General features: G+C 61.6%; 21 protein-coding genes and 1 tRNA gene. 12 read left to right on the top strand and 10 right to left on the bottom strand.

Features of this window, described 5'->3' with window-relative positions:
- Window positions 1-13: 13 nt before the first annotated feature.
- The 3 genes from BM075_RS14150 to BM075_RS14140 all read right to left on the bottom strand — a co-directional run bounded on the left by BM075_RS14150 (window position 14) and on the right by BM075_RS14140 (window position 3911).
- Window positions 14-1795 carry an SLC13 family permease gene (locus BM075_RS14150; protein ID WP_093361344.1) on the bottom strand — a complete coding sequence of 594 codons (1782 nt, stop codon included), beginning with the start codon at window positions 1793-1795 and terminating at the stop codon, window positions 14-16.
- 326 nt (window positions 1796-2121) lie between these two features.
- Complete coding sequence (locus BM075_RS14145; protein WP_093361343.1) at window positions 2122-3108, bottom strand: hypothetical protein; 987 nt, start codon at window positions 3106-3108, stop codon at window positions 2122-2124.
- Window positions 3109-3155: 47 nt separating this feature from the next.
- Window positions 3156-3911, bottom strand: a complete 756-nt coding sequence (locus BM075_RS14140; protein WP_143089876.1) for a hypothetical protein — start codon at window positions 3909-3911, stop codon at window positions 3156-3158.
- 337 nt (window positions 3912-4248) lie between these two features.
- Here BM075_RS14140 and BM075_RS14135 point away from each other — a divergent pair, with 337 nt between their 5' ends.
- The 4 genes from BM075_RS14135 to BM075_RS14120 all read left to right on the top strand — a co-directional run bounded on the left by BM075_RS14135 (window position 4249) and on the right by BM075_RS14120 (window position 10026).
- Window positions 4249-5418, top strand: coding sequence for a glycoside hydrolase family protein (locus BM075_RS14135; RefSeq protein WP_143089875.1), 1170 nt, complete (start codon window positions 4249-4251; stop codon window positions 5416-5418).
- Window positions 5419-5512: 94 nt separating this feature from the next.
- Complete coding sequence (locus BM075_RS14130; protein WP_093361340.1) at window positions 5513-6646, top strand: hypothetical protein; 1134 nt, start codon at window positions 5513-5515, stop codon at window positions 6644-6646.
- A 27-nt stretch (window positions 6647-6673) separates the two neighbouring features.
- Complete coding sequence (locus BM075_RS14125; protein ID WP_143089874.1) at window positions 6674-7795, top strand: hypothetical protein; 1122 nt, start codon at window positions 6674-6676, stop codon at window positions 7793-7795.
- A 380-nt stretch (window positions 7796-8175) separates the two neighbouring features.
- Complete coding sequence (locus tag BM075_RS14120) at window positions 8176-10026, top strand: glycosyltransferase (protein WP_093361338.1); 1851 nt, start codon at window positions 8176-8178, stop codon at window positions 10024-10026.
- Window positions 10027-10340: 314 nt separating this feature from the next.
- On the opposite strand, the gene BM075_RS14115 is transcribed toward BM075_RS14120, so the two are convergent.
- Window positions 10341-11642, bottom strand: coding sequence for an HlyC/CorC family transporter (locus BM075_RS14115; RefSeq protein WP_093361337.1), 1302 nt, complete (start codon window positions 11640-11642; stop codon window positions 10341-10343).
- A 73-nt stretch (window positions 11643-11715) separates the two neighbouring features.
- Complete coding sequence (locus BM075_RS14110) at window positions 11716-12189, bottom strand: Hint domain-containing protein (protein WP_093361336.1); 474 nt, start codon at window positions 12187-12189, stop codon at window positions 11716-11718.
- A 210-nt stretch (window positions 12190-12399) separates the two neighbouring features.
- Here BM075_RS14110 and BM075_RS14105 point away from each other — a divergent pair.
- The 4 genes from BM075_RS14105 (at window position 12400) to BM075_RS14090 (ending at window position 15344) form a co-directional block, all read left to right on the top strand.
- Window positions 12400-12484: transfer RNA gene (locus BM075_RS14105), tRNA-Leu, on the top strand.
- A 26-nt stretch (window positions 12485-12510) separates the two neighbouring features.
- Window positions 12511-13842: a trigger factor gene (gene tig, locus BM075_RS14100; RefSeq protein WP_093361335.1), complete on the top strand. Its 1332-nt coding sequence runs from the start codon at window positions 12511-12513 to the stop codon at window positions 13840-13842.
- Window positions 13843-14049: 207 nt separating this feature from the next.
- Entirely contained in the window at window positions 14050-14985 is a 936-nt protein-coding gene (locus BM075_RS14095; protein ID WP_093361334.1) for a DnaJ C-terminal domain-containing protein, read from the top strand.
- Entirely contained in the window at window positions 14982-15344 is a 363-nt protein-coding gene (locus BM075_RS14090; RefSeq protein WP_093361333.1) for a hypothetical protein, read from the top strand. Before BM075_RS14095 ends, BM075_RS14090 begins: the two co-directional genes overlap by 4 nt.
- A 59-nt stretch (window positions 15345-15403) precedes the next feature.
- Here the strand turns inward: BM075_RS14090 and BM075_RS14085 are convergent, their stop codons facing one another.
- Entirely contained in the window at window positions 15404-15985 is a 582-nt protein-coding gene (locus tag BM075_RS14085; RefSeq protein WP_093361332.1) for a YceI family protein, read from the bottom strand.
- A 253-nt stretch (window positions 15986-16238) separates the two neighbouring features.
- On the opposite strand from BM075_RS14085, the gene rpsF reads away from it, so the two are divergent.
- From rpsF to rplI, 3 genes are read left to right on the top strand one after another with little or no spacing between them, the layout of a single operon-like run.
- Window positions 16239-16595 (top strand): 30S ribosomal protein S6, encoded by a 357-nt coding sequence (gene rpsF / locus BM075_RS14080; protein WP_093361331.1) that lies wholly within the window; start codon window positions 16239-16241, stop codon window positions 16593-16595.
- 29 nt (window positions 16596-16624) lie between these two features.
- Window positions 16625-16852 (top strand): 30S ribosomal protein S18, encoded by a 228-nt coding sequence (gene rpsR, locus BM075_RS14075; RefSeq protein ID WP_093361330.1) that lies wholly within the window; start codon window positions 16625-16627, stop codon window positions 16850-16852.
- A 12-nt stretch (window positions 16853-16864) separates the two neighbouring features.
- Window positions 16865-17488 (top strand): 50S ribosomal protein L9, encoded by a 624-nt coding sequence (gene rplI / locus BM075_RS14070; protein WP_093361329.1) that lies wholly within the window; start codon window positions 16865-16867, stop codon window positions 17486-17488.
- A gap of 207 nt (window positions 17489-17695) precedes the next feature.
- On the opposite strand, the gene BM075_RS14065 is transcribed toward rplI, so the two are convergent.
- Window positions 17696-19408: a bifunctional sulfate adenylyltransferase/adenylylsulfate kinase gene (locus BM075_RS14065; protein ID WP_093361328.1), complete on the bottom strand. Its 1713-nt coding sequence runs from the start codon at window positions 19406-19408 to the stop codon at window positions 17696-17698.
- 267 nt (window positions 19409-19675) lie between these two features.
- Window positions 19676-20680 carry a thioredoxin-disulfide reductase gene (gene trxB, locus BM075_RS14060; RefSeq protein WP_093361388.1) on the bottom strand — a complete coding sequence of 335 codons (1005 nt, stop codon included), beginning with the start codon at window positions 20678-20680 and terminating at the stop codon, window positions 19676-19678.
- A gap of 199 nt (window positions 20681-20879) precedes the next feature.
- On the opposite strand from trxB, the gene BM075_RS14055 reads away from it, so the two are divergent.
- Window positions 20880-21380 carry an Lrp/AsnC family transcriptional regulator gene (locus tag BM075_RS14055; RefSeq protein WP_093361327.1) on the top strand — a complete coding sequence of 167 codons (501 nt, stop codon included), beginning with the start codon at window positions 20880-20882 and terminating at the stop codon, window positions 21378-21380.
- A 33-nt stretch (window positions 21381-21413) separates the two neighbouring features.
- Here BM075_RS14055 and BM075_RS14050 read toward each other — a convergent pair whose 3' ends face one another.
- On the bottom strand, window positions 21414-22178 hold the full coding sequence (locus tag BM075_RS14050) for a TIGR02186 family protein (RefSeq protein ID WP_093361326.1): 765 nt from the start codon (window positions 22176-22178) through the stop codon (window positions 21414-21416).
- Window positions 22175-23095, bottom strand: coding sequence for a sulfite exporter TauE/SafE family protein (locus BM075_RS14045; protein WP_093361325.1), 921 nt, complete (start codon window positions 23093-23095; stop codon window positions 22175-22177). Before BM075_RS14045 ends, BM075_RS14050 begins: the two co-directional genes overlap by 4 nt.
- Window positions 23096-23167 lie beyond the last annotated feature (72 nt).

Genomic DNA, 23167 nt, shown 5'->3' with positions numbered 1-23167 from the left:
CTCGGCGCCGGGGTCAGAGCGGCCAGACCAGCAGGATCATCGGAACAGCCACCGCGACGACAAGGATTTCCAACGGCAGGCCCATGCGCCAGTAGTCGCCGAAGGCATAGCCGCCGGGCCCGAGGATGAGGGTGTTGTTCTTGTGCCCGATCGGGGTGAGAAAGGCGCAGGAGGCGGCGACCGCGACGGCCATCAGGAACGGGTCGGGGTTGGTGCCGAGCCCCTGGGCCACCTGAATCCCCACCGGCGCCGCCACGACCGCAGTCGCCGTGTTGTTCAGGACGTCCGACAGGGACATGGTCACCACCATCAGGACGGTCAGGACACCCCATGCGGGCCAGCCGGCTGTGAACCCCACGATGGCGTTCGCGATCAGCGCGGTGCCGCCCGCGTTATCGAGCGCCGCGCCGAGCGGGATCATCGAGCCGAGCAGCACCACCACGGGCCATTCGATATGGGTGTAGATATCCGCCAGTGGCAGAATGCCGGTCAGAACGTAAGCAATGATGACGATCCCGAGGGCCACGGGCAGATAGAGCAAACCAAACGACGCCGCCGCGACCGCCGCCGCAAAGATCCCTATCGCCAACCAGACCTTGCGGAAATCCGTGACCACGAGGCCGCGCCCCGCCAGGGGCAGGACGCCCAGCCAGTCCGTTACGACATCGTCATCCCCCTCCGGCGTCAACAAAAGCAGGATGTCGCCCGCGCGGACAACCGTCTGGCGAACTTCCTTGGTGATACCACGCCCACGGCGCGAAATGCCCAGCAGGACCGTCCTCTGTCCACGGGCGAGGTTGAGGCTTCGTGCTGTCTTGCCGACGATCCGTGCCCCCTCCGGGACGACGGCTTCGACGATGCTCATGCCTTCCCCAGCGATGCCGAGGTGCTCCGCCTCGTCGCTATCCGTGAATTCCAGCGCCAGCGCCGCGCGGAACTCGTCCAACGCTTCGGGCCGGGCTTCGATCACCAAGGCGTCGCCTTCCTCCAGCACCGTGTTGCGCTGCATGCCGTAGCGCCGTTTGCCGGCGCGCGTCAGGCCCAAGATCGCAACGTCGTTTTTCTCGGCCGTCTCGTAGAACTCGAACAGGCGCTTGCCGATCAGGTCGGAGTCGGTCGGAATCTTCAGTTCGGCAATGTAGTCCTTCACCCGTTCCCGTGCTTCCGCGAGTGCCCCCGCGCCCGTAGCCCGCGGGATCAGACGCCAGCCCACGATCGCCACGAAAAAGAGCCCGGCCACCGCGACGACCGCTCCCACGGGGGCAAAGTCGAACATACCGAAGCTCTCGCCCAACTGGTCGCGTCGGATCGTTGCGATGACGATATTGGGCGGCGTTCCGATCAGCGTGACCATGCCGCCCAGGATGGTGCAGAAGGATAGTGGCATCAGGGACAGCCGCGCGGACCGCCCGGCCTTGCGGGCAGTCTGGACGTCCACCGGCATCAGCAGCGCCAGGGCCGCAACGTTGTTCATGAAGGCCGAAAGCGCCCCCCCAATAGCGCCCATGAAGGCGATATGCGCGCCGAGGCTGCGGGACGAATCCACCAGGGTCCGGGTGATGAGATAGATCGCGCCTGAGCGCACAAGCCCGGCGGAGACCACCAGGACGAGCGCGACAACCAGCGTGGCGGGATGGCCGAACCCGGCAAAGGCCTCCTCCGGTGTCAGGACCCCGAGCACCACCGCGGCCATCAACGCCGAAAAGGCAATCAGGTCGTAGCGCAGCCTGCCCCAAAGGAGGAGCGCGAAGACGGTGCCGAACAGGCAAAAGAGGATGATCTGGTCGGCAGTCATGCGGAACGCTCCTTCAGTGTCGCCCTTTCGTTTTCTCGCGGGCAACGCGAAGTCGCGACTCAGATCTTCGCGCAGCCCAAATATTTCGGTAATCCACCGGGCTCCTCTGCTTCTTCAGAAGATTTATGTCACGATGGATCTGCACCGGACGCCGACAAGAGGAAAAGCTAGTTATCCGGGCCCGTTCCGGCAGATTTTTTTTTACGCATCTGTAATCGGTCCGCGAGATCGTTAATTGGTTGGCAACCGGAACTGCTTCGAGCCTAGAGACCAAAACCGAGGCTTACACTGGCCCGAACTAGTCCGTTGCGACGCCTTGCACCGCGTCAATCGCGACTTGCATCGGTCTCCAAAAAGTCTGACGCGCTTTGGAAGCGTGCTGGAAGGAGGTACCGGTGCGATTGTAGGGCGCTTACCGTGTTCGGCGTCAGGAACTCACGTACTTTGTACGCCCACGGAAAGAACTTTGCCTTACGACGCCGGCTGGGACCGTCATCGCCACCGAGCAAACCATCTTTGCCATCGAAGTCGTCTTTGATCATTTCACGATGGGATAGTTCCCCAAATTTCTGCGGGAGGTCGAGCAGGCTGGCGAGTTCGCTTTTTTTCTGCTCGGCTGTCATCCGCCAGGTGCAGTTCACTGCAATGGTATTCGCATCGACTGCGCCTTGCCGCTCGGCCTGCCGTTTCATGATTTCCGCGAGATCGGCGTTCTTCAGATGCACCAGGTAGAGATCGGGGTGATAGCGGAATGGAATTGAAACGCCGTGCGGGGCGATGTTGCAGGGCTCCGCGATGATGTGTGGCTTTGCCCACACCGGCGAATAGACGAAATGACGGCGCTGGCGCAGAACTGGCTGGGTCAGGTCCAGTGGAGTTTCTTCCTCCGGATCTTGAATTACATCCAGTCCCATGCCTGCCAGGACCGGCGCCTGGCCTTCGGGGCTGTTCAGAAAGTCCTTCAGATTGGCGAAGCGTGCCGGGTCCACGACGAAGATCTCGTCGGTGTCGTTAAAAATGACAGCATCGTAGTACGTTAGGAGACCCTCTGCCAGTCGCGATATAAGCTGAAAGCGAGATCCGTCGAGCTTTCGTGGCTTGCGGTTCTTGTCGAGTGCGTGTTCGAACGGCACTGTCACGATATTCAGGTTATGCCCGGTCTCCGGCGCTGTCGGCCGACGGCGCGACTTGTGATCTATGACAAACAAGTTTTGCGGACCGAACAACGACGCGTAGTAACGATACCAGATCGGGAAGAAGAATTCTTCGTCCCGCAGCATGGTCAGGCAAGCGATCCGTCTCGGCTCAGTCATCAGGTTTGGTTTCCTTGGGGTGAATGATCCGGAATGCGCAGGATCGCTCAGTACTGGTAACCGAAGCGGGCTTCCAGTTCGAGGTCGAGTTGACTCTTCATGAATGACCAGTCGTCATCTGACAGCGCTTGTACCGACGTCCGCTTCTTGTCCTCCGGCCACCCGCCTAGACGCTTTTCGGGGATGAAGGTGGAGTTCCGCGTGCGCAATGTACCAAAGGCCTCGCTGAATTGGTCGAGGAAGGCATCCGTACGGGAGACGACATCCTCCAACCGAACGTAAACCACGTTGCAGCCGCGGTTGCGCATCCCCTCGAGGGCCCGCAGTTTCGCAGTTCGCATTTGGAAAACGTTCTCGAATACTTCGCCCGTAATTGGGTGGCGATCCATCTGCAGGGGCAAACCGAGGAGCGGCGAGCCCTTGTATTTCCGGCGCATGAAGCGGTTATCGATGACGGTGTCCCATGGGCAGCGCAGGAAGGCCGAGAAATCCAGGGCCTGCATCTCCTCGCTGGCGTGCCAAGGGCTTACGTAAAGGCTGCGCACCCATGACGCTGCATTGCGGTAGGAAATCAGAATGACCGTTGTCTCACCGATCACGTCGAACGTAGGGAAACCGTGTTTCCAGAAGTGGAACTCTATCGGCTTTACCGGCAGGTTCCGGCGCACGACCGCATTGAGGAAATTTGTGCCCGAACAACGCTCTCCCATTACGAAAAATGTCTCTGGGATCGCGGAGTTTCGGCGTAAGAACTGAAAGGCTTCCAGCGTGGGAGCCAGTTGCGCCGGCCTGGGTGCCGTCATCGGAGAGTTGTCCCTGTCGTTCCTATGGCGCAGCAACTACTACTGTATCGACCCTGAGCGGACAAGGTACCCTCTTGGGAGAGCATGACCGCGGCGAAGCCGCCATGTCAGGCGCTGGTGCCGCACGTGTTGAACCCGGTAAAGACCTTGGCGACCATCACCTGCTCTACCGGTTTTGTCTCATCCGGTCCCTCAGTCATCATAATAGGTGGCGAACGCGAGCGCCGTCCGGGCCCCATTTGTTTAAGGCAGACCAGACGCCCACTTCCCGGTTCCTTTGGCTGCGGAACCGCTACATAGTGCCCGAAGTTTCGATGATGCAGGCGAGGGCCATAACGTGCGCAGATCCACAGGTTTCACATGGGCAACGGCGATGCTTCTCGCAGGGCTGTCGATCTCCCTGTCAACGGGGTCGGGGTGGAGCCAGGAGGTCTCCCCGATCGTCTGGAAAGGCGAGGGAACTGTCTGGCTGCGGGACCCAAATGTCTTCCGAGCGGACGGCGGCACATACATCCTCTCTGGCACCAATTCCAATATCATCGAATACCCCGACGTGCGTCCTGGCACCTTCAACGCCGACGACGGGACGCCATATAGAATTCGGCTCTTCTCTCCCAACGGCAAACGGCTGTTACGCAAATCCGGCTTCAACGCGTGGGGCAAGAAGTTCTTTCGCTCGTCCGACGGGGTGGTGCTGATCGCCTCATTGCAGCAGGCGTCCGACTTTGACAGGGACGAGCCGAAGAAACGAGGGCGAAGCGTCTACGTGTTCGAACCGCGAGGCGACACGCGGCGCACCGAAGGCGGTTTTCCCCTCGATTGGAAGATGCGCGATAATACGCCGATGATAAAGTCCACATACAATGGCGACCCGTTCGTGCACCGCGGAAATGTCTATGTCTACATCGACGACCGCCGGGACCTTAGGGGCGACGATGACTGGATTACCTGTATTCGCGTGCAACAGGTGCAGTCCGACCTCGTCGTACAGGACAAGGGAAAGGCGCTGTTGTGCCCTGGCAGAAAGGTTCCGAAAAAAGTGGACAAAACCGGGTGGGACCGGGCGCGCCCGATGCCCTCCGAGATCCGTCTGGAAAGCAATGGCAGCCTCATAGAAGGTGCGTGGGGCTATGCCTCCCCGAACGGGACGCATTTCTTGCTCTATTCTGCCGGCGCGTACCGCTCCGAGAGCAACTACGGCGGCTTTGTCGCCGTCTGCGCCTCTCCCATGGCGGGCTGCGAAAAGGTCTTGCGGAGCGACGGGAGCGACGTAAGGCCGTTCGTAGCTGAGAGCTCGAAGAACTATACCCATATCGGGAGGCCTTTCCCGGTGACAGATGGGGACGGAAAGCTCGTCGATATCATTTTTCATGCCAGGCAACGCGGATCGAAAGAGAGCGGAGACAAGGAGAATGACATCCTCCGCTGCACGAATTTCACGCCCGACATCTTGGAAAAATTTGTTCTGGGTGGGCCGGCGTGCGAGTTTGATGACGTGAGGAACTAGTCCTGCCGACGAAGGCGAGAGCGCGTTGTGCGAAAAATGCAGATGCGCTAACAGGATGAAAATTGAGCACCAACGGCCCGTCGGAGCAGGAATCATGCAAACTGGAGGCGCGCAAGCCAACGTGGAGGGGGATGTTTCTGCTTCCCTCGCCCAAAAGACGCTGATCGTTCATGTCGGGGATCACAAGACCGGCTCTACGACGATCCAGCACGCTTTCGCCAAGAAACAGGTGCTGATCGGAGGGGAATGCCCGGTCTACACGTCGCCGCTCAACCACAACTACCTTCCGGGATTGTTCCGTGCGGTTCTGGACACTCCAAACAGTCCCGACGGTAAGAAGGCGCATCAGCGCCTCTCGCAACTCGCCGAGAAGTTGGCTGAACCGGGTCCCCGCGTCTCGGTAATCTCGGCCGAGCAGTTCGAGGCGTTCAATCCGGTTCGCCTGCATCAACTACTCAACAAGTATTTCGGCGGCTCGTTCGACCGGATCCGGATTGTCGCCTACGTTCGCCCACATCTTCAACGTCTGGTGTCCAGCCATGCGGAGCGTATCAAAATCGGCGCGTATTCCGATGATCTGGAATCCTTTTTCGATCTCTGCATGAGAGAAAAGCTGTTCCTCTACGCCCCACGCTTCAAACAATGGTGCGAGGTCTTTGGCGACGACTTTGTGCTGCGTCCGTTTCTGCGCTCGGCACTCGAAAACGGGTCGCTTCTCGATGACTTCATCGTAGCCTCGCTAGGGCAGGTCGATTTCACACTGGCGCAGTCCGATAACCAGAACGAGTCCCTCTCGTTGGAGGATCTTCTCCGAGTGAAATACCTGCACGGGAAGATCGGCCAGAAAGGAGGCGGCTTCCATCACAACTACGGATGGATGCTAGCACGGGTCATTGGAGCGATGCCCAACGGGGAGACGACAACCAAGGTGCGCATTCACCGGGACTTGGCCGAACGTGCCGGCGAGCACTACCTCGAGGACGCCCGCGAACTTGACAAGGCAATGTTCGGGGGGGCTCCCTTAATGGAAAAGACCATTCAGGCTGATATCGATAGCGCATGCTCGGTGCCGCAAGCCTCCTGCGCCGAGGATATCTTCTCAGCTTCGGAGATACGCAGCCTCCTGCTGTGTTCACAGATTATCGAGGAGATGTTGGGGAACGGCGAAACGCCGTGGGTCAAGTATTTCCATAAGCGGCGGCTGGCCGAGATGCACGGCGATGGCTGACTGACTGCGAGCCTCGCTCGGCTAGAATTGGCGAAGATCATGAAAGTTATCATCTACATCGGGCACCACAAGGTCGGCTCGACCGCGTTGCAGACCTATCTTTCCCGCAACTGGCTGAAGCTCATCCGGGATGGCGGCATCCTTTATCCGATGGTCGAATTTGAAGGCATGGCGAATTGCCTTGCCCGGGCAATGGCCGGCAAAGACGACGACGGCGATCTGACTCTCAATGAACGAGAGCCTCACAACACTCTCGTTTTCAAAATGATCGCGGAAGCTGGAGGCTTTAAGCTGCCGGCCTTCATCGACCGGCCTCCCGCCGTGTTTCAGATGGCCCGTGCGATCCGGGAGCAAATCGACAACCTTTCGCCAAGAGCCGTCGTGCTGTGCTCGGAGGTGATGTCGAATTTTGGTCACGAGTCACCGGCCCTGACCCAGCAACTGAGAAGTTTCTTTCCGGGCGCCTCTTTCGAAATCTACCTAACGCTGCGCCGCCCAGACGAGTATCTCGCGTCTTGGCACGGTCAACGGTTCCGCTTCGGCTACAGGTGGGGGCGTCTGGAGGGCGAGGTGGCCAAGAAGTACATCCACACTGTTCACTTCGACTATCAGACGCTCCTCCAACCCTGGACGGAGGCCTTTCCCGATGCGGTCTTCCACATCAGGAATTACTCCGATGTCCTCGCGGTAGGTGGGTCCTGCGAGGATTTCGTCCAGCAGGTTGGGATCGATTTTCCGAGCGGACTCGTACCCGCGCCGCGGGCCAACAAAAGCATCCCGTATGCCTTCTACGACATCATGCGCCGAGCGAACCAAGAGTTGGATCGTCCCGATGCGGAGCGCTTCATGCACTTCCTCGAATCGACGAACATCGCCAAGGAGGTCCACAAAAACGCCGAGGTGGAAGTGCTAGGGCAGGGAGCGCGCACCTTTCTGGCGGACGCCTTTGAGCCGATCCACTCCTATGTCGGCCAGGTCGCGAACCGCTCGCCGTTCTTTCCTGACATCGACGAAATGCGAATTGCCCATCCTGTGCCGGAGGAGGTCGCCAGCCGGGCCGCTCTGGAACTGCTTTTGGAGCTTCCCGAAAGAGCGCGCCCGCAACCGCCGGCCTGGGAGTTGTTGCGAAAGCTGGCCGCTGGGCATTGAGTGTCGCGACCTGAGGCCGTACCGCGGAGGTTGTCAGCATCTGTCGTAATTTTAGGTCCGTCGGTTGCTGGCTTGTCCTGAAACCTGCTTGTCTTTGCGTTCCGAGTTGCTGCATGTGTTGGTGCAAACAAGGGCGTTCCGGTACAGATTGCTGATAGGCGTGCACCGGAGAAGCGCGATACTCGAGCAGGGGCATCGAAGTGGATCAACTGGACGTTGCCATTCATGTGGGACGCGAACGAAATGTCGATCATTTCGGCGCTGGAGCTCGCGAAGCCGTCCATCCTACAGGCGTCTGCGTCGCTCCGTTCGGATCAACCAAGCGTCCTCGGCGAATTCTTCCCCATGTCCGAACGCAGATTTCAAAATGAGGTTGGCAAATGCTGATGGGACAGATGCATCATTCGAGTAAACTTCCATTGCTGGACGAGGAGACGACGGGGCAACTCAACCTGCTGCAAGGACTCGTCCATGCGGAAACCGGCATCTGCACCGAACCAGATCTTTACGTCCGTCAACGCGGTGCCTGCGCCGTTTCGCGTGAAAGCGGCCATGTCGTCTTTGGTCCCGGCGGCGTGGCTGAATTCGATACCTTATTCAACCTCTTCAGCCTCGGGAAGTGGCAGCACCATTGTGGGTTGACGGATATAAGGCTCGTACTCATTGGCGAGGGCACCTTTGAACTTAGGGTGACGCAGGCGATTGCCGATAGCTCGCACGAAAGGGTGTACAACGAACTGATAACCTTCCAGCCGGATGAGCCGTTCGAGCTGGACATTTCCGGGATCCCGTCGATAGCGAATGGTGGAGTCCTCTTCTTCGAACTTCGGTCTCTCGGCATTGGACGCCTAAAATCGGCCAACTGGATGACGGCACAAGCCCCGGTACGGACTCCCGAAATAGCTGTCGTCATCACGACGTTCCGGCGCGAGGAAGCCGTGCGGAAAGCGGTCGACCGGTTTAGGCACTATCTTGCCAGTTCCTCTATTGGGGAGCATGTCCATGTCATCGTGGTGGATAACGGTAAGAGCGCCGGTATCGAGGCAGACCAGTACGTGTCCCCGATGGACAACGAGAACCTCGGTGGATCGGGCGGTTTCGCGCGGGGCTTGATCGAGGCACGCAGGCGGGGCGCGACCCATACCCTCTTTATGGATGACGAAGCCAAGATCCATATGTCCTCGATCGAACGTACCTGGACCTTCCTCGCCTATGCCAAGGATGAGCGTACTGCCATCGCCGGCGCGCTTGCGCGGGCAACCGACAAGTGGGCCCTTTGGGAAAACGGCGCCACGTTTCTCGCCAAGTGCAATCGATTGTTTGGCGACGTCGACATGCGCAATTTCCATCACTTGTTGTCAATGGAAGCCGAGAGCATCGGGGTCCCTTGGAACTTTTACGGAGGATGGTGGTACTTCGCATTTCCCACCGCCTGTGTAGAGCACCCCCCATTTCCGTTCTTTGTTCGTGGCGACGACGTCAGCTTTTCGCTGGCCAACGGCTTTCGTATGACGACCCTACCCGGAGTAATCACTTTTCAAGACGCCGATTTTACTGACAAAATTACCCCCCTGACAGAATACCTCGACTTGCGCAGCCATATGGTGCACCACCTGTCATTGCCGTCGATGGACATCGGCGCTCTGCGTACTGTCAAGATCGCGGCTTGGTTCTTCGCCAGGGCGATGTGCTACTGTCGCTACGAGACGCTGGAGGCTCTGAACTTAGCGATCGAGGACGTGATGGAAGGGCCGGACTTCTTCGCTCGGAACGCTGACATTGCCAGACGTCGCGCCGACATCAAGGCGCTGACCAAGGCGGAAGGCTATAGCCAGCATGATGGCGCGATGCCCCCCCGTACACCTGACGCTGACGACGCAGGCCGCTGGACGGTGCTGTTGATGAAGTTCACGTTAAACGGCCACCTCCTGCCATTCTTCCGGGCCTTCGCGACGCGAAAGGTGTTGCTCGCCGGTGAACAGGCGATGCTCTGCCGGATCTGGGGCGCAAAGCATGCAATCTATCTCAATCGTGTCGAGAATACCTCGATTAGCGTCAGCCATTCCAAGTCCCGCGCTTTCCGCCAGAGCCGCAGAATGGTGCGCAATGGTCTCCGATTCATCCGCTGCTATGGCCGATTGAGACAGGACTGGCAGGCTGGGTATAGGCGAATCGCCACCGATGATTATTGGGAGCGAACGCTAAAGCTCGGTGAGCGTCCGTCGCCCTGACGGCAGAGGGCCTGCGGCTGTAGGTCAAACCGACGGGTGGCGATGCCGGTCCCGGATGTCCTAGCACTCGAGAGGACGGCTTATCCTACTCGGCAGGCACGTCCGGCACGGGCTTGCAAGCTCAGTAGCACCCGCCGAAAGGCGTGACCAATACGAAGCTTTCGCCCTTGTTTTTGCTCCTCTGCAACTCCGAGCGCATTTGATAGGACGTGCGACACGATGGATTCGACCCGGCTGCTATTCATTCGTGCCGTTAGCCCTAGGTTCGGGGCAAGCACCTAGGTCCGTACCCCTCGACTCCGCCACCGATCGGCTCAAAGCGGACGGATCTTCAACCGGGTCAGGCGGTTCTGTTCGCGGGCGACGACCTCGAAGCGGAATCCGTGGAAGGAAAAGACCTGCCCGGGGGTCGGGATCGTCTGTGCTTCGTGGATGACGAGGCCGGCGACCGTATTCGCTTCGTCGTCCGGCAGGTGCCAGTCCTTGGCCCGGTTCAGGTCGCGGATGGTCATCGCGCCGTCAACCAGGAAATCGCCCGTTTCCGTCCGTCGGATCGGGTGCTCGGCATCCACATCGAACTCATCGGTGATCTCGCCGACGATTTCCTCAAGGATATCCTCCAGCGTGATGAGCCCTTGCAGAGCACCGTATTCGTCCACGACCAGCGCAAAATGCGTGTGGCGGCGGAGGAACTGGCGCATCTGGTCGTCCAGCGTCGTCGTCTCCGGCACAAAGTACGGGGCCTTGGCCACGGCCATCACGTCGAACTTTTCCATTGCCGCGTCTATCGACTCGGACTGGCGCATCAGTTGTTCCAGCGCCCGGAGCAGGTCCTTGGCGTGGACCACGCCGACGATGTTCTCCTGCTCTCCGCGAAAGACCGGCAGGCGGGTATAGGCGGAGGACAGCACCTGGCGCACCATCTCCTCGGGGGCCGCCTCGGCGTCGATCATCTCGATCTGGGAGCGGTGCAGCATGATCTCCTCCACGGTCCGCTCGCTCAGGTCGAGCGCACCGAGCAGGCGGTCGCGATCTTCCTTTTCGACCACGCCTTCCGAATGGCCGATTTGCAACGCCCCAACGATCTCTTCTCGGACGCTCAGCATCGAATCCGGGTCGACCCGCATTCCGAAGATCCGCAGCACTCCGCGCACGATGACCCGAACCACGGTCACCATCGGCGAAAGTACCGTTATGACGGGGCCAATCAGGGGGGCACTGCGGGCGGCGGCGCGCTCGGGGTCGGAGATCGAATAGGTCTTGGGAAGCACCTCCGCGAAGATCAGCACCAGCAGCGTCATCACCAGCGTTGCCAGCGCAACGCCGCTGTCTCCGAAGGCGCGGGTGAAGGCGGCGGTTGCCAACGATGTGGCGAGGATGTTGACGAGGTTGTTGCCAAGGAGGATACCGCCGATCAGCCGTTCATTGTCCTCCTTCAGTGCCAAGGCCGCTTGCGCGCCCGCATCGCCCTTGTCTGCTGCGCTGCGCAGCCGCCCACGGGAGGCCGCGGTCAATGCTGTTTCCGAGCCCGAGAAGAATCCGGACAGGACCAGAAGCACGAGGATCGCCCCGGCGGTGATCCAGAAGGTGACGTCGGCGAATGTGGCGGTATCCATTACAGGCTCTCAGGCAGGGGTCGCGCATCGTTATGGGCGGGCGCGAAAGGCACTGCAAGCCGTGCAGGGCCGATCAGCCGTCGATGACCAGTTCCAGGCCACCGGCATGGACGATTTCCGGGCCGTCGAAGAAAAGGTGCACGATCCGGACCGGGGCCTTGGTCTCGTGCCATGTCACATGCGTGTCGTCGATCAGCGCCCGGGCAGCAAAGATGCCGTCGCGCCCGGCGCCGGTGGCGGTGCGAAGGACAACCTTCTGGTCGGGCGGAAGCAGCACGAAGGTCTCCGGTCGTGCGCGACCGAGCGTGGCCGGGCCGACGCGGACCATCAGGCCATGTACCTCCGTGACGCGCACATCCCGCAAAACCACCTGTCCGCTGGAGCGGGTGATGATCCGATCCCCCGGCGTCAGGTGCTCGGCCGGGACCGCTCCGTTTGCCGTATAGAGCATGATGGAGCCGGTGATTCCGACGGCTCGGTCGGGCGCAGGCAGCACCGATGCGCCGAGATTGCGCGCCGCGGCTCCGCGGAAGAAGGGAATATGCATGGCTCTGCTCGGATGGCCCTTATGATTTTGTCAATAAGATTAGGCCCGCGCGGCGCATCTCGCCAGACGGATGTTAACTATTTCGGCGACCGTTGCAGGGATGTTTTTCCTCTCGCATCCGGCCATCACCCTTGATAGAAGGGCGCGAATTTGGATCGGGCGGCTGCGGTGCTGGAAACGGCGCGCGGTCGCTTCCGGTTTCAGAACAGCGCGGGTGTGGCGGAACTGGTAGACGCACCAGATTTAGGTTCTGGCGCCGCAAGGCGTGGGGGTTCGAGTCCCTTCACCCGCACCAGGAACGTGAGGAAGGAATAAAGAGCCATGCAGGTCACCGAGACCCTGAACGACGGCCTGAAACGCGGGTACCAGATTACCATCACTGCGGACGAACTGGATGCCAAGGTCAACGAAAAACTGACCGAGGCCCAGCCCGGGATCGAGATGAAAGGCTTTCGCAAGGGCAAGGTGCCGATGGCGCTTCTGAAGAAGCAGTTCGGCACGCGCCTTCTGGGCGAAGCTATGCAGGAAGCCGTCGATGGCGCGATGAGCGACCACCTCGAGCAATCCGGCGACCGTCCTGCGATGCAGCCCGAGATCAAGATGGAAGGCGAGGACTGGAAGGAAGGCGACGATATCGTTGTCTCCATGTCCTATGAGAAGCTGCCGGAGATCGACCAGCCAGACCTGTCGCAGGTCACGCTGCAGAAACTGGTGGTGAAGGCCGACGATACCGCGATCGACGAGGCCCTGAACGGGCTCGCCGAGCAGGCCCGGAACTTCGAAGACCGCGCCGAGGGCGAAGCGGCGGAGAATGGCGACCAGGTCACAATTGATTTCGTGGGCCGGGTCGATGGCGAAGCCTTCGAAGGTGGCTCCGCGGAGGACTTCCCGCTGGAACTCGGATCGGGCCAGTTCATTCCGGGCTTCGAGGAGCAACTCGTTGGGGCAAAGGTCGGCGAGGAAAAGGTCGTCACCGTGACCTTCCCCGAGGAGTATGGTGCGAGCCATCTGGCCGGCAAGGAAGCCGAGTTCACCTGCACCATCAAGGCCGTCAAGTCGCCCGCCGCGCCGGAGCTGAACGACGACCTGGCCAAGCAGTTCGGTGCCGAGAGCCTTGACGCGCTGAAAGAGCAGATCAAGGAACGGCTTGAGGCCGAATATGCCGGTGCTGCTCGCGCGGTGATGAAGCGCGGCCTGCTGGACAAGCTCGACGACCTGGTGACCTTCGACCTGCCGCCGACCCTCGTCGAAGCGGAGGCCAGCCAGATCGCCCACCAGCTGTGGCACGAGGAAAATCCGGAGGTGCACGGCCATGACCATCCGGAAATCGAGACCACCGAGGAGCACACCAAGCTCGCCGAACGGCGCGTGAAACTTGGGCTCCTGTTGGCGGAACTCGGCACCAAGAACGAGATCAAGGTCTCCGACGCCGAGATGACCCAGGCGATCCTGAACCAGGCGCGGCAGTACCCGGGCAAGGAGCGGGAGTTCTTCGAGTTCGTGCAGCAGAACCAGCAGGTGCAGCAGCAGATCCGTGCGCCGCTCTTCGAAGACAAGGTCGTTGACTATGTCTTCGAACTGGCGACCATCGAAGAAGTCGAAGCCGATAAAGACGCCCTGAAGGAAGCCGTCGAGAAGCTCGACGAGGAGTGATCCTTCTCCACGTCCGTGAGACCAAGACATGCAAAGCCCGGCCGCTCTGGCCGGGTTTTCTTTTTGCGAGGTCTCTTTTCCGAGCACGATGACTGGAAGCGCGCCGTTCGGGCGCACTTCAAAACGGCCCGTTCCGGTACAATATCAAAGGGCAACGCGCGCGGTGTGCCTTCCGCGTTGCTGCAACCCATTCGCATAGGAACACCAATGGATCCGTATGAAGCTTTGGGGGTGAGCAAGACGGCGACGGCGGCGGAGATCAAGAAGGCCTACCGCAAGATCGTCAAGGAGAGCCATCCCGACATCAACCCCGGCGACAAGGCCGGCGAGGAGCGGTTCAAGGCCGCGGCGGCGGCCTACGACCTGCTGAAGGACCCCGAAAAGCGCGCCCGCTTCGACCGGGGCGAGATCGATGCGTCCGGTCAGGAGCGGCCGGAACAGCACTTCTATCGCCAATATGCCGGCGCACAGGACAACCCATACAGGGGCACCCAGGGTTTTGACGACTACGAGGACCTGTCCGATTTCTTTGCCAGCTTCACCCGAGGGGCTCGCGCCGAGCGGGGCGGGGCAGGGCACGATCATATGCATGGCGGCTTCCACGCCGATGGGGCGGATATGCGATACCGTTTGGAAGTCTCCTTCATGGATGCCGCTTTGGGCGGGTCGACCCGGATCACCTTGCCGGACGGCGCCTCGCTAGAGGTGCAGATCCCGCGCGGCATCGCGGACGGCCAGACGATCCGCCTGCGCGGCAAGGGGGGGGCGCCCATCGGCAAGGGGCGGCCGGGCGACGCGCTCATCACGGTGTCAGTGGCCCCGCACAAGCTCTTTCGCCGGGAGGGGGACAACATTCGCGTGACACTGCCCATCACGATCGACGAGGCGATACTGGGCGCCAAGGTGGAGGTTCCCACGATCAGCGGGCCGGTCAACGTGACGGTGCCGAAGGGCGCCAGTTCGGGCCAGGTGCTGCGCCTGCGGGGGCGCGGGGTGGCGCTAAGGGGAAAGGACGCGCGCGGCGACCAACTGGTGGAGCTGAAGATCGTCGCCCCGCCAAAGGTAGACGACGCTCTCGCCGATTTCATGGCGGACTGGCGCAAGAAGAATTCCTACGATCCGCGTAAGGGAATGACGGCATGATGATGGAATATACCGAAGAGCAGGTGCTGGCCGAAGTGCCGCAACTCGACCGGGCCATGCTGGTGCGGTTCGTCGCGGCGGAAGTCGTGATCCCGGTTCAGGCGCCGACCCGCGCCACCCCCATCTTCCGGGAAATCGACGTGGCGCGCTTGCGGCTGGCTTGCGAACTGGGTGACTGCCTGGAGCTGCAGGAGGACGCACTGGCCGTCGTCATGGGGCTGATCGACCAGGTCCACGCGCTGCGGGCCGATCTTCACGCGGTTTTGTCGCTGGTGGACGCAGGCCCGGATGCCCTCCGCCGTGAGGTTCAGTCGATCCTCTACCAACGGCATGGAGTGGCGGAGCCAGACGAACAATAAGAAAAGGCCACCGCCGGAGCTTGCCGGCGGTGGCCCAATGATGCGGGGTGAGAGGCGCCTTACTCGGCCTTCATCGCCTCGATCGAGATGGCGACTTGGACTTCATCGCTGACATACGGCGCGAACATCCCCATGTCGAAATCGGACCGCAGGACGGTGGTGGTGGCGTTGAAGCCGGCCCATTCCTTTTCCTCCATCGGGTGCATGCCCATCGTGTTCAGCTTGGCATCCAGAACGACTTCCTTGGTGACGCCGTTCATGGTCAGATCGCCGGTGATCTCCGCGGTATCTTCGCCGGTCACTTCGATGCTGGTGGAGACGAAGGTCACAGTGTCGTTCTCCTCGATCCCGAAAAAGTCCTCGGTCTCGAAGTGATCGTCACGCGCTTCCCAGCCGGTGAACATCGCCGACACGGGCAAAGAAACGGAGACCGAACTCGTCGCCGGATCGTCGGCATTGAAGTCGATCTCACCTTCGAAGCCGGAGAACATGCCAGTGGTGGTGGAGAATCCGAGGTGGTTGTAGGTGAACACCACCTGGCTGTGGCTGGGGTCCAGCACATATTTTTCGGCCGAAGCCGCAACGGTCATCGCAAGGGTGGTCGCCGCGGCCAGGGTGGCGATCTTGGTAAAGGGCGTCATCAGGTCGTCCTATTTTCTGTGAATGTCTTGACGCCCCAAGACATGGCAGCATTTTCGCTCAGGGAAATTCCGCACTGCCGCACAGGGTCGCTACACTCCGCGCGCAGCGCCTTCGGCCTTGCATCAAGCCCACAATTGGCGTACCAGCCCGCATCTCCGCGATACGAATGTGACCAGCGGCACCTCTCGTGGACGGGCCGCGGAGCCGGACGCCCGCCCTATGAAGGCCGCTATAGAAATGACAGGAGCACGCATGCCGCTTTACGAGCATGTCTTCATCGCGCGTCAGGATCTGTCCAACGCGCAGGCCGAGGGGCTGATCGAGCACTTCGGCACGGTTCTCGCCGATAACGGGGGCAAGGTCGTCGACCAGGAGTACTGGGGCGTCAAGACCATGGCCTACAAGATCAACAAGAACCGCAAGGGCCACTATTCCTTCCTTCGGACCGACGCTCCCGCGCCGGCCATTCAGGAGATGGAGCGCCTCATGCGTCTGCACGACGATGTCATGCGCGTTCTGACCATCAAGGTTGACGAGCATGCCGAAGGCCCGTCGATTCAGATGCAGAAGCGCGACGACCGCGACGACCGCCGTCGCGACCGCCGCTGAACCATCACCTGAGACAAGGAGCATAAACCATGGCCACGAAACCGTTTTTCCGCCGCCGCAAGGTCTGCCCGTTCTCCGGTGAGAACGCGCCCAAGATCGACTACAAGGACACCCGTCTGCTGCAACGCTACATCTCTGAGCGCGGCAAGATCGTGCCCTCCCGCATCACCGCCGTCTCGGCCAAGAAGCAGCGTGAGCTGGCCCGCGCGATCAAGCGCGCCCGCTTCCTCGCCCTGCTTCCCTACGCCGTGAAGTAAGGAGCCAGACCCATGGACGTTATCCTACTGGAACGCGTGGCCAAGCTTGGCCAGATGGGTGAGGTCGTCTCCGTCAAGGAGGGCTTTGCCCGCAACTTCCTGCTGCCCCAGGGCAAGGCCCTGCGTGCTTCGGAGGCCAACAAGGCCCGCTTCGAGGCCGAGAAGGCGCAGCTCGAAGCCCGCAACCTCGAGTCCAAGCAAGAGGCCGAGAAGCTCGCCCAGGATCTCGAAGGCAAGCAGTTCATCGTGATTCGCTCTGCGTCGGATTCCGGCGCGCTCTACGGCTCTGTCACGACCCGCGACGCCGCGGACGCTGCCACCGACGGTGGCTTCTCGTTGGACCGCAAGCAGGTCGCGCTTGCCAAGCCGATCAAGGAACTTGGCCTGCATGACGTGCACGTCATCCTCCACCCCGAAGTGGAAGTGACCATCGTCATGAACGTCGCCCGGTCCCAAGAAGAGGCCGAGCTGCAAGCTTCCGGCAAGTCCATCCAGGAACTTGCGCAGGAAGAGGAAGCCGCCGCGGAATTCGAGATCGCCGAGTTGTTCGACGACATCGGCTCTGCTGCCGTGGACGACGAAGACCTGCGTGGCGCGACCTCCGAGGAAGCTCCTCAGGAACCGATCGAGGACTGATCTTGACGGGAGACGGTCGCACCTAAGCGTGCGGCCACACCGCAGAGTTTTGAATGGCGCGTCGCTTCGGCGGCGCGCCATTTTTTTGGCATGACGGTCCGGCTGAGGGTCAAATCCGGGGCAGGGCGGTTGACCGGAAAGGTAATCGCAAAAGAAAGCGCCCCGTCCATCGAACGGGGCGCGTCTCTAACTTTGAAAGTGCGGCGATCAGGATTCGGCGCCGATCAACCCCATGCTTTCCAGCTTCAGCAGCACTTGCTGGGCACAATAATCCACGTCCACGGTCTCCGTGTCGAGGCTCAGCTCCGGGTTCTCGGGGACGTCGTAGGGGTCAGAGATACCGGTGAATTCCTTGATCTTGCCTTCGCGGGCGAGCTTGTAGAGGCCCTTGCGGTCCCGCCGTTCGCATTCCTCGATGGACGTGGCAACGTGCACTTCGACGAAGGCGCCGTACTGCTCGATCTCCTCACGCACCGCACGACGGGTGGTCGCATAGGGTGCGATGGGGGCGCAGATGGCGATACCGCCGTTCTTGGTAATCTCCGAGGCCACGTAGCCGATACGGCGAATGTTGAGGTCCCGGTGCTCCTTGGAGAAGCCCAGTTCGCTGGACAAGTTCTTCCGCACGATGTCGCCGTCGAGCAGGGTGGTCGGACGTCCGCCCATCTCCATCAGCTTGATCATCAGAGCGTTCGCGATGGTGGACTTGCCGGAGCCGGAGAAGCCGGTGAAGAACACCGTGAAGCCCTGCCTGGACCGCGGCGGCCGTGTGCGGCGCAGTTCCTTGACCACGTCGGGGAACGAGAACCACTCGGGAATCTCCAGCCCTTCGGCCAGGCGGCGGCGCAGCTCGGTGCCGGAGATGTTCAGGACGGTGACGCCCTCTTCGATCTCGTCAGCCGGCTCGTACTGGGCACGGTCCTGGACGTAGACCATGTGTTTGAACGGCACCATCTCGATGCCCATTTCCTCTTCGTACTGCTTGAAGAGCTCCTGCGCGTCGTAGGGGCCGTAGAAGTCCTCGCCCTTGCTGTTCTTGCCCGGGCCAGCGTGGTCGCGGCCGACGATGAAGTGGGTCACGCCGTGGTTCTTGCGGATCAGCCCGTGCCAAACCGCCTCGCGGGGGCCGGCCATGCGCATTGCGAGGTTCAACAGGCTCATCGTGGTGGTGGCGGCCGGGTATTGGTCCAGTACCGCCTCGTAGCAGCGCACGCGCGTGAAGTGGTCGATGTCGCCCGGCTTCGTCATGCCGACGATGGGGTGGATCAGCAGGTTCGCCTGGCTTTCCTTCGCAGCGCGGAAGGTCAGCTCCTGGTGGGCGCGGTGCAGGGGGTTGCGCGTCTGGAACGCGACGACCTTGCGCCAGCCGAGCTTGCGGAAGTAGGCGCGCAGTTCGTTGGGCGTGTCGCGGCGGGCGCGGAAATCATAGTGCATCGGCGCCTGGATGCCGGTGACGGGGCCACCGAGATAGACGGGACCCGCGTGGTGATGCAGGTAGTTCACCGCCGGGTGCGCAATGTCGTCGGCACCGAACACCGTTTCGGCCTCGCGCGATTTGTCCGGCGTCCAGCGGTCGGAGATGGACATGATCGCCAGGATCACGCCTTCCGGGTCGCGCAGGGCGATGTCCTGGTCGATCTCGATGCTATCGGCGAACTCCTGGCTCACGTCGAGGGTGATCGGGATCGGCCAGAGCGAACCGTCGGCGAGACGCATGTTCTCCACGACGCCGTTGTAGTCGTCCTCCGTCAGGAACCCCTTCAGGGGGCTGAAGCCGCCGTTCATCAGCAGTTCCAGATCGCAGAGCTGTCGGGGGGTGAGGTCCCAGCTCGGCAGGTCACCGGCTTCGACCTTCAATTTCTGGGCGCTGTCGTAGGAAACGTAAAGTTCCGGGATCGGAGCGTGCTGATTTATGGACATCTAAACTCTCGGCTATCGTTGATTCAATACGGACGTAAACCGGCCTCCCGTCCGGCCCGTGCTGCGCGCCTATAGGACCGGTTTGGAGGGGAGTTCAAGCCGTTCGCTGAGGACGCGCGGAGGTGCGGCGAAAAGGCCGCGCTTTTTCGCGTACCGAGGCCGCCGTTGTGTCCCGCTTCGGGACAGACATGGCCGAACCGCCTGCCTTGTTGACCCGTGCGAGTTCGTTCGAAGCGGCGCGTCCTCTCGCTGAACTTACAGAGACTGTCAGGCCTGCTCGTTCAACGGGGCGCCATAGCCCAGCGGTGCGGTCTCGTCCTTGCCCTCGTCGAGACCCTGCTCGGAGAGGAACCGCTCCGCTTCCAGCGCCGCCATGCACCCCATCCCGGCGCTCGTCACCGCCTGGCGATAGATATGGTCGGTCAAGTCGCCCGCCGCGAAAACGCCGGGGATCGAGGTCGCCGTGGAATCCGGGCGGGTGACCACGTAGCCGCCCATGTGCGTCTCCAACTGGTCCTTCACCAGTTCGGATGCCGGCGCATGGCCGATGGCGACGAAGAAGCCGTCGCAGGGAACGACGGTTTCGGCCCCGGTCTTCACGTTCGTCGTCCGCACCCCGGTCACGCCCGGCGGGGTGTCCGTGCCGAGGACCTCCTCGACGGTGTGATCCCACAAAACCTCGACCTTTGGATTCTTGAACAGCCGATGCTGAAGGATCTTTTCGGCGCGCAGCTCGTCGCGGCGGTGAACCAGCGTGACCTTGGAGGCGAAGTTGGTCAGGAACAGTGCCTCCTCGACCGCGGTGTTGCCGCCGCCGATTACCACCACCTCCTTACCGCGATAGAAAAATCCGTCGCAGGTGGCGCAGGCGGAGACGCCGAAGCCCTTGAATTTCTCCTCGGAGGGGAGCCCCAGCCACTTCGCCTGCGCGCCGGTCGCCAGGATCACCGCGTCCGCGGTATAGGTGGTGCCGCTGTCGCCCTGCGCCACGAACGGACGGGTTGAGAGGTCGACGGAGGTAATCACGTCGGAGACGATCTCCGTTCCGACGGCGCGCGCGTGCGCTTCCATGTTGACCATCAGGTCCGGCCCCTGGATCTCCTTCTCCCCGGGCCAGTTCTCGACTTCCGTCGTTATCGTGAGCTGCCCGCCCGGTTGAAGGCCCTGCACCAACAGTGGCTCCAACATCGCGCGGCTGGCATAGACACCGGCGGTATAGCCGGCCGGCCCGGAGCCGATGATGAGAACGCGGGTGTGGCGGTTGCTGGACATCTGGAGCCCCTTGTGAAACTGTGCGCTTCCACGCATTTTGCGCTCCGCCCGATATAGGGGTCTGTTTCGCGATCTGGAAGCCTTTCCTGCGCAGAGCTATGCGGTCAGCACAAACCCGACAAAAGTTGCGCAACTGTGAAACTTTGTTGCGCTCATTGCGGGGTCTCGCTAAGGTTTGCAAAATTCACTGGAGGGCTGAATGTCGGGTGGCAAACTTGACCCCATCGACCGTCATATCCTGTCCGAGTTGCAGGCCGACGGTCGGATGACCAATGTCGAACTTGCGCGGCGGGTCGGAATATCTGCGCCGCCGTGCCTCCGCCGGGTCCGCACGCTGGAGGAAGCCGGATACATTCGCGGCTATCACGCGGAGGTCGATCCTCGGAAATTGGGCTTTGAAGTGCAGGTGTTCGCTATGGTGGGCCTCAATAGCCAGGCGGAGTCGGACCTGTCCGCGTTTGAGCAGCAATGCCGGGAGTGGCCGCTGGTGCGTGAGTGCCACATGCTGAACGGCGAGATCGACTTCATCCTGAAATGCGTCGCGCCTGATCTATCGACCTTCCAGTCTTTTCTGACCGGCCAGCTTACGGCAGCTCCGAACGTGGCGAGCGTCAAGACGTCGCTCGTGATCCGGGACGCAAAGAACGAACCTGCGGTGCCCTTCGAGGTGCTCGAAGAGCGGCTGAGCCGTCTGGCGTGAGGCCTTCACCGCCGCGGTGCCGGCGAAACGGTCTCAGCTCTTTCGCAGGTAGGTGAAAACTGCCGACGCCGCCCAGCCCGCGGCGATGGCAATGGCCAGCGAGAGCAGCCCGTAGATCGCCGCCTGTTCCTGCGCCAGCGCATAGATCCAGCGCTCCAGCCCAACCTTTTGCACCCCCAGAAGATCGGTGAAGGATGCGAGGACCTCGCCGTCCCGCATCACGAATATCCGTGCGAAATAGTTGCCCTCCACGATGTTCGACGGAAGCTCGATGTCGGCCCGGAACAGCACGTCACCGATCATGGTCACGCCGCCTTCGTCCACAGTGTAGGTGCCGTCCTTCTCTCGGATCCGCACGAGCGCCTTGGTGAAGGGTTCGCCCGTGGGGGCATCGTCTGCGAGGCCGACGGCCCGGATCGCCCGCGGAATGGTGATCGAATAGCGTTCGTCCGCTTCTTCCGACAGGATGTGATGGAGGGTCGAGGTGCTGGAGACCTTGTAGAACGTTGGGGCGGCACTGATGGTCGCGGAGCGGGTGTTGACCCAGATACCGGCGACACGCTCCTTCTTCCGGACCAGCGTGCGCTCCACCGGGCCGGAGACCGTGACGATGATGTCGAACGGCTCCTGCGGTGCATCACGGTCTTCCCGCACGGCACCGAAGACAAGGATATGCGACCCGGCAAAGCTCGTTGTGATGGAAATGCGGCTCTGGCTCAGGTCCGCGACCACCTGTTGCGCCTGCGCGGCGCTGGCCATCCCAAGGACGAGCAGCAGGCAGGCGACCCAGCGTCTCATGCCGACACCGCGACGGAGTAGAGCTCGCTCGGCTCAAGCAAAAGGTCGAGCGCCAGCTTGCCGCAGACCAGTAGGACCAGCGCGGCGAGAAGGACGCGAAGCTGCTCCGCCTTCAGCCGCGTTCCCAACTGGCTGCCGATCTGTGCGCCGAACACGCCGCCGACCAGCAGGAGCAGCGCCAGCGGCAGGTCGACGGTATGGTTGGTGATGGCGTGCAGCATCGTTGTGAACGCCGCGACGAGAATGATCTGGAACAGCGAGGTGCCGACGACGACCTTTGTCGGCATACCCAGGATATAGATCATCGCCGGCACCATGATAAAGCCGCCGCCCACGCCCATGATCGCGGCCAGCACCCCCACCATCATGCCGACGAGGATGGGCGGGATCACGGAGATATAAAGGCCGGACGTGCGGAAGCGCATCTTGAACGGCCACGTATGCACCCAGTTGCGCTGCCGCCGGTGGAGCGGTCGTTGCGCCGCGCCCTGCTTGCGGGAGCGGCGCAGGGCGACGAGGGATTCGACGAACATCAGCCCGCCGACGATCCCCAGAAAGACCACGTAACTTAGCGTGATGAGAAGGTCGACCTGCCCGAGCGACTTCAGCAGGTTGAATAGCAAGATACCGAGGGCCGCCCCGATGACCCCGCCGACCTGCAAGACGACGCCCATCCGCAGGTCCACCGTCTTTCTGCGCAAGTGGGCGAGGACCCCGGAATAGGAGGACGCGACGATCTGGTTGGCGCCGGTGGCCACGGCCACTGCAGGCGGGATGCCGATGAAGAACAGGAGCGGCGTAAGGAGAAACCCGCCGCCGACGCCGAACAGGCCGGACAGGATGCCGACGATCCCGCCAAGGCCGAGCAGGTAAAAGGCGTTTACCGAAACCTCCGCGATCGGAAGGTAGATCTGCATCCTGCACTCCTGCTCCGGCGCCCTTGCACGCGCACCTCAGGCGCGAGTCTAGGACAAGGCGCGCGGGCGCGC

The sequence above is a fragment of the Tropicimonas isoalkanivorans genome, from assembly GCF_900112335.1.
GTDB classification, from domain to species: Bacteria; Pseudomonadota; Alphaproteobacteria; order Rhodobacterales; family Rhodobacteraceae; genus Tropicimonas; species Tropicimonas isoalkanivorans.
Note: the sequence above shows the minus strand (reverse complement) of the source record. Positions and strands in the feature narration are given on the sequence as shown.